The organism is Lonepinella sp. BR2357 (assembly GCF_051851525.1).
In the GTDB taxonomy this organism is placed as follows: Bacteria; Pseudomonadota; Gammaproteobacteria; order Enterobacterales; family Pasteurellaceae; genus Lonepinella.
The window spans coordinates 15,445-30,474 of record NZ_JBPDVG010000002.1; the positions used below are offsets into that span (position 1 = coordinate 15,445).

Here is a 15,030-nt window from a genome sequence, read left to right on the forward strand (position 1 = left end):
AACGGGGGAGAGCGTTTCCTGTTTGATAGCCTGTTTTACGGTTTTCTTAATCCACCAGATCCGCATCAAACGGTTTACCATTAAATAGCATATTGCCATTATCTAATTGAAAATCAAGATGATATTTACCATCTTTTAATTCAAAAAGTTCTTGTACGGCAGGCACTGCATACTGCCAAAAGTCGGTTTGTGGTTTTTCTCCTTTTGCCATATCTTCCGCCACGGTCATATCCAATTTCACTTGGCTGTTTTCTCGATTACCAAGCAAGATCCCTAAATAACCTTGTGGCAACTCTGCGCTGAGATTGACACTGACTGGCATGGCTTTGCTCGTTGTCGGATAGGTGTCAAGGTTGGCGGAAATCGTAGCGTTGGACACCTTGATTGGTGTTTCCCAATAAGGCGTGGCGGTTTTTAGATAGCTCTCCATGGATAAATGCGTGACACAGATAGCGGCGTAGAATTGGCACAAATAGGCTTGCTTAAAATGAGGCGTCAGTAATTCTTCTGTGGGGAGATCTAAGTGCAATTTGCTTAACTGCAACTGTTCTTCATTCAACGCCAGTTTATCCAACGACACATGATATTGCGTCGCCAAAAGATCTTTTTTGACATCAGTACGATAGGTTAACAGCACATTGTCAGCGGTTCCCTGATCTTTTACCGAAATAGCCTGCGTTTTCACCGCACTTTCTAATTGGAAATGGGTATTTTCTGCCAGTTTAGTTAAATCCGTCAAAAATTTCGGGTGATCTTTTTGTGGCGCTTGTTTGCTTTGCAAACTGGTGGGCAAATATTGGGTTAAAAATGCCATATAATCGTCCACATTAAAATGGGCAATTTTGTTTTCTGTGGCAAAATTTGTGCTAGACAAGGCAAAATCCTCGTCTTGATTGAGTGTCAGATTTTTCACATTGGCATTAAAGGTTAATGTGGCATCTTGTTTATTTTGATGGTCAGAGGCAAAAACAAACTGACTTTCTTTGGCATCCAAAATCGCCTTTTCATTTTCAGGCAAAATAAACCGTTCTACCGAAAGTTTGCTGTCCATTTTTTGATTATTATAAACAAAATCAAAAAATTGTTTGGTTAATTCGGTTAAATTAAATTGCTCAGATTGTAGCTGTTTTAACTGCTCAGGTAGCGAAATATGCGACGGGATCCCTTGACGATTAATGGAAAATGCCACATTTTCGGCCCGCACTTTATCGTCATCAGATTTTGTGTTTCTGTTCGACAGATAAATACCTTGCTGATTGAGCTGCTGATTTAAATCATAGCCCTGTTCGGCGATCTTTTTATGAATAATATAATGCCCCTTGACCAGACCAATATGGGTATTGTCCCCGTCTAGTAAATTGATATCAATTTTTTTGGTTTTGACATCTGCGCTGATTAAATCATATAAATTATCGCTAAGCGTAGTTAATAAAAAATTGCCTTTCAATTCCGTGATTTTCAACAATTTATCATAGTTGAAACCAGATAATTCCGTTTGTAATGCAATGGATTTGGATTGAATATCGTAGGAAAGTTCTGTGTCTAGGGTTTGTGATTTATTGGTACCATCACGAAATTCGGTCAGCATACGAGAGCTTAACCCATCACTAAACACCGAAAATTGACTGGTAATGGTGTTTTTATCAATGGTGATATTTAATTGCTCATTTAATTTTTTAATCAAGGTTGGATTAAATTCCGATTCCGCACTAATCATCAACGGAAGTGCGGTTAATTTTGTGTGCATAAAATCGGTTTTTTGATCGTTTTGCTCAAGGCTAAAGGTCAAATCCCGAGTGAAAAAATCGCTGTTACTTTCGGTGACGTTAATATTAAATTGATCCTTTAACTGGTAAGGAAATTTGCTAATGGTCTGATCGATTTGATAATTGGTATAAAATTGCGCCGCAATTCCTACCACGAGGGCGACCGTAGAAAAGCGGAGTAAGAATTTAATTTTTTTATTCATGAGGTTCCCAATGAGTGCATTTATCTGGTGAAAGTATAGCGAATTTGTGAGGTGACTACAAATAACACTTATATGAATTCAATTCATAAAAAAAGTGAATTTTTTGAAATTGACGCATGTTTATGATTGCTTTACTTTATATCTCATGAAACACATTGATGGAATGTGGATAACAGGAGTGAAATCATGAGCTACGCCAAAGAAATTGATACATTAAACCAACATATCGCTGATTTAGACGGCAAAATTAACGTTTCCTTTGAGTTTTTCCCCCCGAAAACAGAGAAAATGGAAGAAACCTTGTGGGCATCTATTCACCGTTTGAAAACCCTCAACCCGAAATTTGTCTCAGTCACTTATGGGGCCAATTCAGGTGAGCGGGATCGCACCCACAGCATTGTGAAAAGTATCAAACAACAAACGGGCTTAGAGGCAGCGCCCCATTTAACAGGCATTGATGCCACGCCTGAACAACTGCGCCAAATTGCCAAAGACTACTGGGACAGTGGCATTCGCCGCATTGTGGCATTGCGTGGTGATGAACCCAAAGGCTACGAGAAAAAGCCATTTTATGCCTCAGATTTAGTGGCGTTATTGCGTGATGTGGCCGATTTTGATATTTCCGTAGCAGCCTATCCTGAAGTACACCCAGAGGCGAAATCCGCTCAAGCAGATTTGATTAATTTAAAACGCAAAATTGATGCTGGGGCCAATCATGTGATTACCCAATTTTTCTTTGATGTGGAAAGCTATTTGCGTTTCCGTGATCGTTGTGCGTCCATTGGGATTGATGCCGAAATTGTACCGGGTATTTTGCCGGTGACGAATTTCAAACAGTTACAGAAAATGTCGAGTGTCACCAATGTGAGAATCCCAAGTTGGTTGGCTAAGATGTATGAGGGCTTAGATGAAGATCAAACTACCCGCAATTTAGTTGCCGCCAGTGTGGCAATAGACATGGTGCGTGTGCTTTCTCGTGAGGGCGTGAACGATTTCCATTTTTATACCTTAAATCGTAGCGAATTGACTTATGCGATTTGCCATACGTTGGGTGTGCGACCGTAGTATTTATCCTAAGAAAGTGGTGAAAAACCGCTTTCTTAGCTCTTCCTCATTGACAGCATAAAATATCTAATAAAAATCGTTTGCATTTCATACAAAACCCAACTAAAATGCTCAACCTTTATTTTCGGGTTTTTCTGTTAGGTTTTTTGTGTTTCAATTAGATCAGGTATCATTCGCCATTCCCACTATTACGGGCATTCGTCAACTACTTTCCCCGATCTCCTTACAATTTGAGCTCGGCAAAGTGTATGGCTTAATTGGACACAATGGGTCTGGAAAATCCACCTTAATCAAATTAATGGCTCGCCAACAAAAATCTTCATCAGGGAAAATTCTGCTTAATAATCAGGCTATTGAACATTGGGGCAGTCGTGAATTTGCCCGTGAAGTGGCGTATTTGCCACAACATTTGCCCACCAATACCCAACTCACCGCCAGAGAATTAATCGCTCTCGGACGTTATGCGTGGAATGGTTTGTTAAAAAGCAATCCACAGCAGGATCAAACTGCGGTGCAAAATGCCTTAGTTTTAACTCATACGGAAAAATTCGCCGATCAACAAATTGATGTGCTATCAGGTGGCGAACGTTCCCGCATTTGGCTGGCGATGTTGTTGGCTCAACAAAGCCGTTTTTTATTGCTTGATGAACCCTTGGCAGCGTTAGATATTGCCCATCAAGTGGAAGTGATGAAACTCATCAAAAAACTCAGCCGAGAGTTGGGCTTGGGCGTGGTGATCGTGATCCACGATGTGAATTTAGCGGCGGCATTTTGTGATGAATTAATCGCCTTACATTCAGGCAAACTGTTGGCTCAAGGCACGCCTGAACAACTCATTACCCCTGATTCTTTACAACAAATTTATGGTTTGCAATTAAATGTTATCGCTCACCCTAATACGCAAGCCCCTGTGGTTTTTTATTAAGGCGAAACCATGCTAAAAATCTTATTAAAAAGCCTGTTTATTTCCTTATTGAGCCTAAAGGTTTTTGCTCAAATCCCTGTTGCCACCTTAGATTGGACGGTAGCAGAAACCCTGATCGCCTTGGATAATCCGCCTGTGGCGATTGGCGATAAACCGAGTTATCAACGTTGGGTCGGTGAGCCAAAACTACCTGCCAGCACCCTTGATCTTGGTCTGCGGATGCAGCCGAATAAAGAAATGCTGTCGCAAATCAAGGTGGAGATGTTTATTAATAGCAATTTCTTTGCCAATTTAAGCGAAAGCCTACAACCGCTCGCCCCCACCCATTTAGTCAATTTTTATCAAGACGGCGATATTTGGCAAAATATGCAACATGCCACCCGACAAATCGGTGCGTTAATTTCGCAATCGGAAAACGCCGAAAAATTGATTGAACAAACTTTTGCCTATTTTGAACAGCTTAAAACCGAGCTTGAATCCTATCAACAACGCCCATTAGCGATCGTGCAATTTATTGATGCTCGCCATCTACGCTTTTATGGTCGCCGTAGTTTATTTGGTGCGGTAATTGAAAAATTGGGGTTTAGCAATGCTTGGGCTAACACTGGCGGTCTATGGGGATCGGAAAATTTGGCAATTACTGAACTCGCTAAATTGCCTGCCAACACCCGATTAATTGTGGTGAAGCCCCACCCTGCGAATGTAGAAAAAGCATTGCAATATAATTCGTTATGGCAACAGTTGAACTTGTCAAAAGATCCGTTAATTTTGCCTGCCACTTGGACATTTGGTGCATTGCCATCGGCTCGTATTTTTGCTGAACGATTAGCCCAAGGATTAAAACAAGGCGGTGAATCATGGTAAAAAAACTGAATATCGCCCTTTGTTTCACCGCACTTTTATTGCTCAGTTGGCTTTCCCTATTGCAATTAAACGGCTCAAACGAATTTGCTACGCTTCTTTATAGCAACTACACCTTACCTCGATTGACAATGGCAATCTTAGCTGGGGCGGCATTGGGTTTAGCCAGCACCTTATTACAGCAAGTGATTAACAATCCACTGGCATCGGATAATACCCTTGCGGTTAGCTCAGGATCGCAATTTGCCTTATTTATTCTCGCCATTTTTGCACCGCAGTTTCTTTCGCTCGGATCGGTGCTTATCGCTCTGATTGGGGCATTATCCGCCTTGGCGTTGGTTTTCTTGTTGGCGTGGCGACAAACCTTATCCCCCTTATTAATGATTTTGGCAGGGCTTGTGGTCAACCTGTATTTAGGCTCATTTTCCGCTGTGTTAATGTTATTTTACCCCGAAGAAAGCCGTGGTTTATTGCTGTGGGGAGCGGGATCCTTAGTGCAAGAAAGTTGGTATGATAGCTTGCAGTTGCTGTGGCAATTAGGGTTAGCCGTTGTCTGCACGGCGTTATTACTCCGCCCGTTGCAAATTCTGACCTTAAATGACAGCAATGCGAAAAGTTTGGGCGTACCCGTCAATCTGATTCGTTTTGCAGGTGTGGTGATTTCCGCCTTTTTAGTGGCAATCGTGGTCAGCCGTGTGGGTATGTTAGGGTTTATTGGTTTGGCAGCCTCAAGCCTCGTGCGACAATTTGCTCTGACCAATTTGCGTTCTCGCTTAGTGCTTTCTGCTTATTTAGCGGCGATGTTGCTGTTAATCACCGATCTCATTTTGCAACTGATTGACTATTATTGGCATACCCAACTGCCAACGGGGGCTTTCACTGCCTTACTTGGCACGCCGTTATTGCTGTGGTTAATGTTTAATATGAAACATAACGGACGTTTGCAAGGACAAAATGACGCAATCGCTCGCCACAAAACTGCCGCAAAATTCACCGCAGTTTTGCTGTTGAGCTTGATGTTATTCGCCATTTTTGTGGCGTTACTCTTTGGCAAATCTTCGCAAGGTTGGCAATGGAATACGGCACTTTTATCCTTGCGTTATCCACGCGTAGTGGTCGCCATTTCAGCTGGCATTATGTTGGCTTTAGCTGGCACCTTGTTACAACGTTTAAGCCATAACCCGATGGCAAGTCCTGAATTATTGGGCATTACCTCGGGAACGGCGTTTGGTATTTTACTGGTGATCTTTTTCGTTGCTGCCCCAACCCAAGGGCAATTTTGGCTGGCTGGCGTGATCGGGGCATTGTTGGTATTGAGCTTGATTATTGGGCTGAATTTACGCCACCAATTATTGCCCGAAAAAGTGCTATTAACAGGCATTAGCATTGCCGCCTTGTTTGATGCGGTACAACGTTTAGTGCTGGCATCGGGCGATTACAAATGGCAACAATTATTAGCCTGGACATCAGGATCCACCTATCAAGCTACGCCCGCCTTAGCCATTGGCTCGCTATTGTTGGCGTTGGTGTTATTTTTATTCAGTTTACCTTTGCACCGCTGGTTATCTTTGCTGGCGTTGCAAGACCCGACCGCTCAAGCCCTAGGCTTAAATTTAGCCAAAGTGCGGTGGATTTTAATGCTATTTTCTGCGGTATTAATCGCCGCCTCAACCTTGCTCATTGGAACGCTCAGTTTCGTGGGCTTGCTCGCTCCTCATCTCGCTCACTTCTTCGGTTGGCACAAACCCAAAGCTCAACTGAGTGGTGCGGTGTTATTGGGGGCAACGGTGATGATTGTTGCCGATTGGCTCGGTCGTCAAATCTTATTCCCTTATGAAATCCCTGCCGGTCTGGTGGCAACCCTACTGGGCGGCAGTTATTTCTTAGTGATGATGCGTAAAATGTAACCTAACTTTAAAAGGAAAGTAAAATGAAAAAAACCTTTGCTTATTCAGCAATCGGCCAATTAGTACTAATTGCTATGGCAGTACCTGCCATAGCATCAGACGATAAAAATAACACACAGTTAGATCAAATTGATGTGGTGACAGAGGGCTCAATGTTCCGTATGGGCGAAGTGCCATTCCACCAAGCAAAATCGGCTGTGGCGGTAACTCGTGAACAACTTGACAGCCAAAATGTGGACAAAGTCGATGAAATCGCTCGCTATCAAGCAGGCTTCGCCAACCAAGTATTTGGTAACGACACCAATACCAACTGGTTTAGAGTGCGTGGGGCGGAAGTGTCTCAAGCAGTCAATGGCTTGCCAAGTTTTAGCTATGGATTCTTCACCCCTTATGTGGATAGTTTCGGTTTAGAAGCCATTGAAATCACCAAAGGCGCAGATTCCCAAACCTTTGGTTCGGCCAATGCAGGTGGTTTAATCAACTATGTGACCAAACGAGCTCACAAAGAAAATATCGGTCACGGCGAATTTAAAACCACTTTCGGTAGCCACAACCAATACGGCTTTGGTGCGGATTACACAGGTAAAATCAGCGAGGATGAAAGCCTGCGTTATCGTGTGGTGGCGAGCTATTTGCACCGTGAAGGTGACTGGGAAAATACAGAAAATGGCACGCTTTATATCGCCCCAACCTTGACGTGGGATATTAGCGACAAAACCCGTTTTAGCTTATTAACTAGCTATCAACGTGATCACGGTGTGCCAAGTAACAATTTCTTACCACAAGAGGGAACCTTAGTGCCGTCACCAAACGGCTATATCAACCGTAATACCAACTTAGGCGATCCTGTTAATGATACGGAAACCAATCGCCAATACAGCGTGGGTTATGAATTTAGCCACGACTTTGGCAACGGTTTGAACTTTAATTCAAGCTATGCCTATCGCCATATTGATAATTTCCACCGTGGATCTTACGCTTATCCATCTGCTTATGATGCGAACTGGGCACCACTTGCACCAAGTGCGGTAGGCTATGCGTTAGCTCGTGGTGTGGTATTCAATGACGGTAAAGCCCTTTCCCATTCAGCCAACAACTATGTGACGTGGAATTATGATAATAGCTGGTTAAAAAATACCTTAGTGGTAGGAACAGACTATCGTCACAACAAAGTCGATGCACTTTACACCTTATTCGGTGGCACAACTGCAACCAATGTATTTGCCCCGTCAACAGGTTGGAATCAAGCTCAAGATGTGAGTGCTGCACCGCACGTACAAATTAAATCTCGTCAATTAGGTTTCTATTTGCAAGATACAGCTCGTTTTGCAGAACATTATATTTTAGGCTTTGGTGTACGTCACGACCGTGCAAAACAAGATGAATATACCAGTACGCAAACGGTGAAAAATAACCATACATCATACAACGCATCATTTATGTATGAAGCGCCGTTCGGGTTAAATCCCTATTTCAGTTACAGCGAATCATTCAATTTGCCAGTGGGATTAAGTGGCAATCAAAGCCTTTACGATCCGAATATTACTCGCCAATATGAATTAGGCTTGAAATATTTACCAGAATGGTTAGACGGTTCAATTTCTTTGGCAGGTTTCCGTGCGAAAGATACGGGTGCATTAATTAGCAACGGTATTGGGGCAACCGTAAGCAGTGCTGATCCCATTTACCGTAAAGGATTTGAGCTGCAAGCCGATGTCAATCTCACGAAAAACTGGGCAGCGACTTTAGCTTATACCTACACCAAATCTGAATCAAAATCTCAAACCACTGGCGAAAAAACACGTCAACCATTGATTCCAACCAATGTTATCGCCGCAAAAACAACCTACAGCTTTGATAATGGAGTTTTAAATGGTTTAACGGTTGGGGCAGGTATTCGTTATATCGGTCATAGCGTGACAGCGAAAAACTATTCGCTTTACTCTCACGCCCGTGTACCATCAGCCACCGTGGTAGATTTAATGGCACGTTATGACATTACCAAAAACTGGAATGCTCAGGTGAACGTAGATAACGTGGGTAATCGCCGTTATGTGGCAGGTTGCGATACTTACTGCTATTACGGTGCAGAACGCCGTATTACAGGGAATTTGAGTTATAAATTCTAATTAATCTTCCATAAGGTAAGGACTAAATCTGGCATTAGACAGGATTTAGTCCTTTTGTTTTTTAGGGATACGAAAACATCACATCGGAATACCGTGTAAAAACCTAAATTTTCCGCTATAATATGCCCTTATTTTTGACTAACGGAATCATCTATGTCTGAAATCAAATTAATTGTCGGATTAGGCAATCCTGGGGCAAAATATGAGGGAACTCGTCATAACGCAGGGGAATGGCTAGTCAATGAAATTGCTCGTGCGCATAATGTCAGCCTGAAAGACGACAACAAATATTTTGGTAAAACTGCCAAGATTTCCACCGCACTTGGTGATGTATGGTTGCTTGTGCCAACCACGTTTATGAATTTAAGCGGTAAAGCGGTGGGTGCATTAGCCAATTTCTTTCGCATTCAACCTGAAGAAATTCTCGTGGTACACGATGAGTTGGATTTACCCTGTGGCGTAGCGAAAATCAAGCAAGGTGGTGGACATGGTGGGCATAACGGGCTGAAAGATATTATTGCGGTATTAGGTAATAACAAAAATTTCTATCGGATTCGTATTGGCATTGATCACCCTGGCAGTAAAGAATTGGTGGCGGGTTATGTATTAAGCAAGGCAGCCCCCCAAGATCAAGGAAAAATCAACGCCGCCATTGACGAGGCCTGTCGTTGTGTGGACGTATTATTCAAAGACGGTGTGGTAAAAGCCACTAACCGATTAAACAGTTTTAAAGTAGAGTAAGGAATAAAAAATGGGATTTAAATGTGGTATCGTGGGTTTACCCAATGTCGGAAAATCAACCCTTTTCAACGCATTAACCAAAGCAGGTATTGAAGCGGCAAACTATCCGTTTTGTACCATTGAACCAAATACGGGTGTCGTGCCAATGCCCGATCCACGCTTAGATGCGTTGGCAGAGATTGTCAAACCTGAACGGGTATTACCAACCACAATGGAATTTGTGGATATTGCAGGCTTAGTGGCAGGGGCAAGCAAAGGCGAAGGCTTAGGCAACAAATTTTTAGCCAATATTCGTGAAACCGATGCTATCGGACACGTGGTACGTTGTTTTGAGAACGATGATATTGTTCACGTAGCAGGTAAAATCAACCCTGCGGACGATATTGAGATTATCAATACGGAGTTGGCGTTAGCGGATTTAGACAGTTGTGAACGTGCCATTCAACGCTTGCAAAAACGAGCCAAAGGCGGTGATAAAGAGGCTAAATTTGAATTATCCATTATGGAAAAAATCCTGCCTGTGTTAGAAAATGCAGGCATGATTCGTGAAGTTAATTTAGATAAAGACGAACTTTTTGCGATTAAAGGCTATAATTTTTTAACCTTAAAACCGACAATGTACATTGCCAATGTGAATGAAGACGGTTTTGAAAATAACCCGTATTTAGATCAAGTGCGTGCCATTGCGGAAAAAGAGGGGGCGGTTGTTGTGCCTGTGTGTGCGGCGATTGAAGCAGAAATTGCTGAATTAGAAGATGATGAAAAAGTCGAATTTTTACAAGACTTAGGTATTGAAGAACCTGGTTTAAACCGTGTCATTCGTGCTGGTTATGCTTTGTTAAATTTACAAACCTATTTCACCGCAGGCGTGAAAGAAGTACGTGCATGGACGGTTTCTGTGGGGGCAACCGCACCGAAAGCCGCCGCAGTGATTCACACCGACTTTGAGAAAGGCTTTATTCGTGCCGAAGTCATCGCCTATGATGATTTTATCCAATTCAAAGGCGAAAACGGGGCAAAAGAGGCGGGCAAATGGCGACTTGAGGGCAAGGATTACATTGTGCAAGATGGGGATGTTATGCACTTCCGTTTTAATGTGTAACCCTCGGTAAAATTTGATGCCAATCGCCATCCTAGACGGTGGTTGCTGTGATATGGATTATATCAATGTGTTAGTGACAAATTTAAAATAACTAATAATAAGGAAATTAATATGCAAACCTATCAAAACAAAGCTCTGTGTCGAGTGCGTGCCGTGACGCTTTTTTTAAGCCTAACCAAGGATAAAAGCCAGTGGCTCAATGCGTTAAATCAAGCCAAAGCGGAATTTGATATTCTCGTGCCTGCCATTCAACAAAAAGGCTATACCGTACAATCTATTCGCATTGTCACCAATAGCTTTGGCGAATATTTGGATCTCACCAGTTTAGCCAGCGCTAAACAAGATTTAGCTTATTTGAAAGATCTGTTATTACAGCTTAACGACAGTGGATTGCGGATCCGTTTTGCCATTGGTGAAGCCAAAACGGCGGAAGAAATCGCTCTGTTGCCTGAACTTATTGCGGATTATGGTGATTTATGTAATGCCTGTGTCAATGTGGAATTAGATCAAAATGGTATTTTAAACAACGATTTGATTTTGCAATCCGCTCAAGCGGTCAAACGCATTGCGGAAATCACGCCTCGTGGCGAGGGCAATTTTAATTTTACCGTGAATTTTAACTGCAAGCCGTTTATTCCTTATTTCCCCGCCAGTTATCATTCTAGCCAGTTGCCAAATAGTTTTGTGATTGGCTTGGAAACCCCTGATTTGTTAGTCGCCGTATTAAAAGAGCTATCGCCAACCCATCACAATGCGTTTTTCCAACAATGTTATGAGACCATGTCGCAAGCCTTGCAATATCACGTGGATGAAGTGTTAAGTGCGGTCAATTCGGTGCAAGATTCGTTGCATTTCCAGTTTGCGGGAATGGACAGCTCCGCTGCGCCATCAAAAAATTGTGCCTCCATGACAGAAGTGTATGAACTAATGGGCGTGCCGTATTTTGGCGCAGCCGGCACGGTAGAGGCCTCGTCATTATTAACTCGGGTATTTAAATCCGTGCAACATGTGCCGTTAGTGGGCTTTTCAGGTTTAATGCTCGCTGTGACGGAAGATTTAGGGCTGGCTGACGGCACACAAAAACAGCAATTTGATATTCGTGCCTTGCTGACTTATAGCGCTGTCTGTGGCATTGGTTTAGACACCGTGCCAGTGGCGGGCAATGTGACGGCTGAACAAATTGCGGCATTAATGCGAGATACTGGCACTATGGCATTTCGCTTAAATAAACCCTTGACCGTGCGTCTGTTCCCGATACCCCATAAACAAGTGGGTGAATTAACTGAATTTGACAGCGTTGATTTGTGTAATTGCCGGATTTTGGCGGTGTAACCGTTAAACTGCGGTGAAATTTTAACTATTTTTATAGCGAATATATGTAGTTTTCCTCTTTAAAATAACTATTTTTGTGATCTTGATTCCAAAAATGACACTCAAAAGTTGGATTATTTTTTTAATTCGCATAGATTAATGGGGCGGAAATCGGTAGAATAGCGCCCTTTTATATTGTTTAAAATACAAACAATGTCGTAAGTGTAGCAACGTGACAATAGGGTAAATATGTCAGATAAAATTAATTTAATGAATTTAACTCGCCAACAAATGCGTGAGTTTTTTAAAGAAATCGGTGAAAAGCCGTTTCGTGCTGATCAGTTGGTCAAGTGGATTTATCATTTTGGTGAAGATGATTTTGATAATATGACCAATATTAACAAGCAGTTGCGTGAGAAATTAAAAGCGGTGGCGGAAATTAAAGCCCCTGAGGTTGCGGTGGAGCAACGTTCTTCTGATGGCACGATTAAATGGGCAATGCAAGTAGGCGATCAACAAGTGGAAACCGTGTATATCCCCGAAAACGATCGAGCAACCTTGTGTGTGTCCTCGCAAGTGGGTTGTGCTTTGGCTTGTACGTTCTGTTCTACCGCACAACAAGGGTTTAACCGCAATTTGACGGTGGCGGAGATTATCGGGCAAGTATGGCGAGCATCTAAAATTATTGGTAATTTTGGTGTGACAGGAATTCGTCCGATTACTAACGTGGTGATGATGGGCATGGGCGAGCCGTTGTTGAATGTGGCCAATGTGGTGCCAGCCATGGAAATTATGTTGGATGATTTTGCTTATGGGTTATCTAAACGCCGTGTGACATTGTCTACGTCAGGCGTGGTGCCTGCACTGGACAAACTCAGCGAGATGATTGATGTGGCATTGGCAATTTCTTTGCACGCCCCGAATGATGAATTGCGTGATGTGTTGGTGCCGATTAATAAAAAATACAACATCAAAATGTTGATGGACAGCGTGCATCGTTATCTTAAAGTGTCCAATGCTAACCACGGCAAAGTGACCATTGAATATGTGCTGTTAAATCAAGTCAATGATGGGGTGGAACATGCTCATCAATTGGCGGGTGTGTTGAAAAATACGCCGTGTAAAATTAATTTAATCCCGTGGAATCCGTTCCCTGAAGCGCCTTATGCGAAAAGTTCGAATACTCGTATTGATCGTTTCCAAAAAACGTTGATGGAATATGGGTTCACCGTGATTGTTCGCAAAACCCGTGGCGATGATATTGATGCAGCGTGCGGGCAGTTGGCGGGGGATGTGATTGACCGCACTAAACGCACGGCAACCATTGCCATGAAAAAACAATTCGGGCAAGGGATTGAGGTGAAAACACATTAAGCCTGTTATTACAGCCTCTCCCTTTGGGAGAGGATGGAGAAAATTTTGAAAAAATTTTCGGGAGGTGAGGGTTAATGATGTTCACTGTGGTTTATGACCCTCACCCTAGCCCTCTCCCAGAGGGAGAGGGGATTATAAAGGAGATTTTTATGAAATTTATACCGCACTTTTTTATGTTCTGTTCGCTTATTTCACTGACGGCGTGTGTGTCACAGCCCGCCGAAGATGTGGATTTTGATCAACAATCTGCCGCCAAAGCCCGAGTGGAATTAGCGCTAGGTTATTTATCCCAACAAAATTTAGATGCGACCAAACAAAATCTGGATAAAGCCATGAGCTATGCCCCTGATTATTATTTGGTGCATTCCGCTTTTGCTTATTTCTATCAGCAACAGGGCAATGTTGCTCAGGCTCGAGAGGCCTATTTAAAGGCGATTAAATTAGATGATAAGCAAGGTGATGTACACAATAATTACGGCACCTTTCTTTGTTCGCAAGGGGAATTTCAAACGGCTTACGAACAGTTTGATCTTGCGATGACCAGTCCCAATTATTATCGTCAAGCGGATAGCTTAGAAAACAAAGCCTTGTGTGCCTTGTCGGAAAACAATCAAACGGTTTATCAACAAAGCAAACAAGCCTTAGAAAAAATGGATGCAGAACGGGCGAAGAAATTGAAATAATGTAGGGTAGCGGAACCATAAAAATTCAGCTACCCAAGACGCATTATTTGGAAACAATATCTTGATTATTACGTAAGTCTATATTTTTGCCTTGAGCGGTACGCACACCTGTTGAAACTGCGGTGGAATTGCTTGAATTTTTTGTGGATGGCTGAGCATATAAGGCTTTGCGGTAGGTTTCTACCCACATGGCGGTGGCACCGCAAACCGCCACAGGAATCACCACTAAATTTACCAGTGGTACAAACATACACAGGCTAATCAACCCACCGAAGATTAGACTTTGCGTGCGATTTTCTTTGAGTTTTACTCGCATAGTATGGAATGAAATTTTATGATTATCAAAAGGATAGTCGCAATATTGGATAGCCATCATCCAAGCCGCAAATATAAACGTTAAAACCGGCACCACAGATTGCCCAAGCATAGGGATAAAACCGAGTAAAAACAAGGCGATATAAATCGGTAAACTATACACCAATTTTTGCCATTCTCGCACTAACATGCGTGGAATATCTTTGATAAAATCAATCATCGTCATGTCAGCGAGACTTTCACCGGTCAGCATGTTTTCTACTTTTTCCGCCAATAAGCCGTTAAATGGCGCAGCGATAAAACCTGATAACATGGTAAAGGAAAAATAAAATCCCATCAGGATCAGCACCAAGGACATAATAAACATCACCGAACTGAGCCAATCGAGCCAACTGGGTAAAAAGCTCATAATCCAGTCGATCATGCCACTAATTTGACTGATAAACAGCCAACTCAAGCCGATCATTAACACAACATTGAGTAAAATCGGCATCACCACAAAACGGCGCAAGCCTCGTTGGGTAATTAAATGCCAACCCATAACAAAGTAATGAAAACCCGATTTGACTTCTTTTTCTTCAATCATGCTTTTTCCTATCTTATCCATTTTTATGTAAAACCTTGTACAGGATACAAAGTGCGGTCAAA

The 15,030-nt window shown here is 42.5% G+C and carries 12 protein-coding genes; 10 read left to right on the top strand and 2 right to left on the bottom strand.

Features of this window, described 5'->3' with window-relative positions; genetic code table 11:
* Positions 1-46 precede the first annotated feature (46 nt).
* On the bottom strand, positions 47-1,969 hold the full coding sequence (locus tag ACTG7L_RS01330) for a hypothetical protein (RefSeq protein ID WP_439287182.1): 1,923 nt from the start codon (positions 1,967-1,969) through the stop codon (positions 47-49).
* A 186-nt stretch (positions 1,970-2,155) separates the two neighbouring features.
* Here ACTG7L_RS01330 and metF point away from each other — a divergent pair, with 186 nt between their 5' ends.
* The 10 genes from metF (at position 2,156) to pilW (ending at position 14,067) form a co-directional block, all read left to right on the top strand.
* Positions 2,156-3,034: a methylenetetrahydrofolate reductase gene (gene metF / locus ACTG7L_RS01335; protein WP_439242239.1), complete on the top strand. Its 879-nt coding sequence runs from the start codon at positions 2,156-2,158 to the stop codon at positions 3,032-3,034.
* Positions 3,035-3,182: 148 nt separating this feature from the next.
* Positions 3,183-3,959, top strand: coding sequence for an ABC transporter ATP-binding protein (locus ACTG7L_RS01340; protein ID WP_439287183.1), 777 nt, complete (start codon positions 3,183-3,185; stop codon positions 3,957-3,959).
* 9 nt (positions 3,960-3,968) lie between these two features.
* Entirely contained in the window at positions 3,969-4,823 is an 855-nt protein-coding gene (locus ACTG7L_RS01345) for an iron-siderophore ABC transporter substrate-binding protein (protein WP_439287184.1), read from the top strand.
* On the top strand, positions 4,817-6,727 hold the full coding sequence (gene fhuB / locus ACTG7L_RS01350; protein WP_439287185.1) for a Fe(3+)-hydroxamate ABC transporter permease FhuB: 1,911 nt from the start codon (positions 4,817-4,819) through the stop codon (positions 6,725-6,727). The genes ACTG7L_RS01345 and fhuB overlap by 7 nt, the downstream gene beginning before the upstream one ends.
* Before the next feature lie 23 nt (positions 6,728-6,750).
* Complete coding sequence (locus tag ACTG7L_RS01355; RefSeq protein WP_439287186.1) at positions 6,751-8,856, top strand: TonB-dependent siderophore receptor; 2,106 nt, start codon at positions 6,751-6,753, stop codon at positions 8,854-8,856.
* A 153-nt stretch (positions 8,857-9,009) separates the two neighbouring features.
* A complete protein-coding gene (gene pth, locus ACTG7L_RS01360) occupies positions 9,010-9,597 on the top strand; it encodes an aminoacyl-tRNA hydrolase (protein ID WP_439287187.1) in 588 nt (195 codons plus the stop codon).
* Positions 9,598-9,607: 10 nt separating this feature from the next.
* The gene (gene ychF / locus ACTG7L_RS01365) at positions 9,608-10,699 is read left to right on the top strand and encodes a redox-regulated ATPase YchF (protein ID WP_439242227.1); all 1,092 of its coding nucleotides are present in this window, start codon (positions 9,608-9,610) and stop codon (positions 10,697-10,699) included.
* Between the two features lie 111 nt (positions 10,700-10,810).
* Positions 10,811-12,031: a DUF711 family protein gene (locus ACTG7L_RS01370; RefSeq protein WP_439287188.1), complete on the top strand. Its 1,221-nt coding sequence runs from the start codon at positions 10,811-10,813 to the stop codon at positions 12,029-12,031.
* A 228-nt stretch (positions 12,032-12,259) separates the two neighbouring features.
* On the top strand, positions 12,260-13,384 hold the full coding sequence (locus ACTG7L_RS01375; protein ID WP_439287189.1) for a bifunctional tRNA (adenosine(37)-C2)-methyltransferase TrmG/ribosomal RNA large subunit methyltransferase RlmN: 1,125 nt from the start codon (positions 12,260-12,262) through the stop codon (positions 13,382-13,384).
* A 149-nt stretch (positions 13,385-13,533) separates the two neighbouring features.
* The gene (pilW, locus tag ACTG7L_RS01380; RefSeq protein WP_439241186.1) at positions 13,534-14,067 is read left to right on the top strand and encodes a type IV pilus biogenesis/stability protein PilW; all 534 of its coding nucleotides are present in this window, start codon (positions 13,534-13,536) and stop codon (positions 14,065-14,067) included.
* A 43-nt stretch (positions 14,068-14,110) separates the two neighbouring features.
* Here the strand turns inward: pilW and cysZ are convergent, their stop codons facing one another.
* Positions 14,111-14,968 carry a sulfate transporter CysZ gene (cysZ, locus tag ACTG7L_RS01385; protein WP_439287190.1) on the bottom strand — a complete coding sequence of 286 codons (858 nt, stop codon included), beginning with the start codon at positions 14,966-14,968 and terminating at the stop codon, positions 14,111-14,113.
* Positions 14,969-15,030 lie beyond the last annotated feature (62 nt).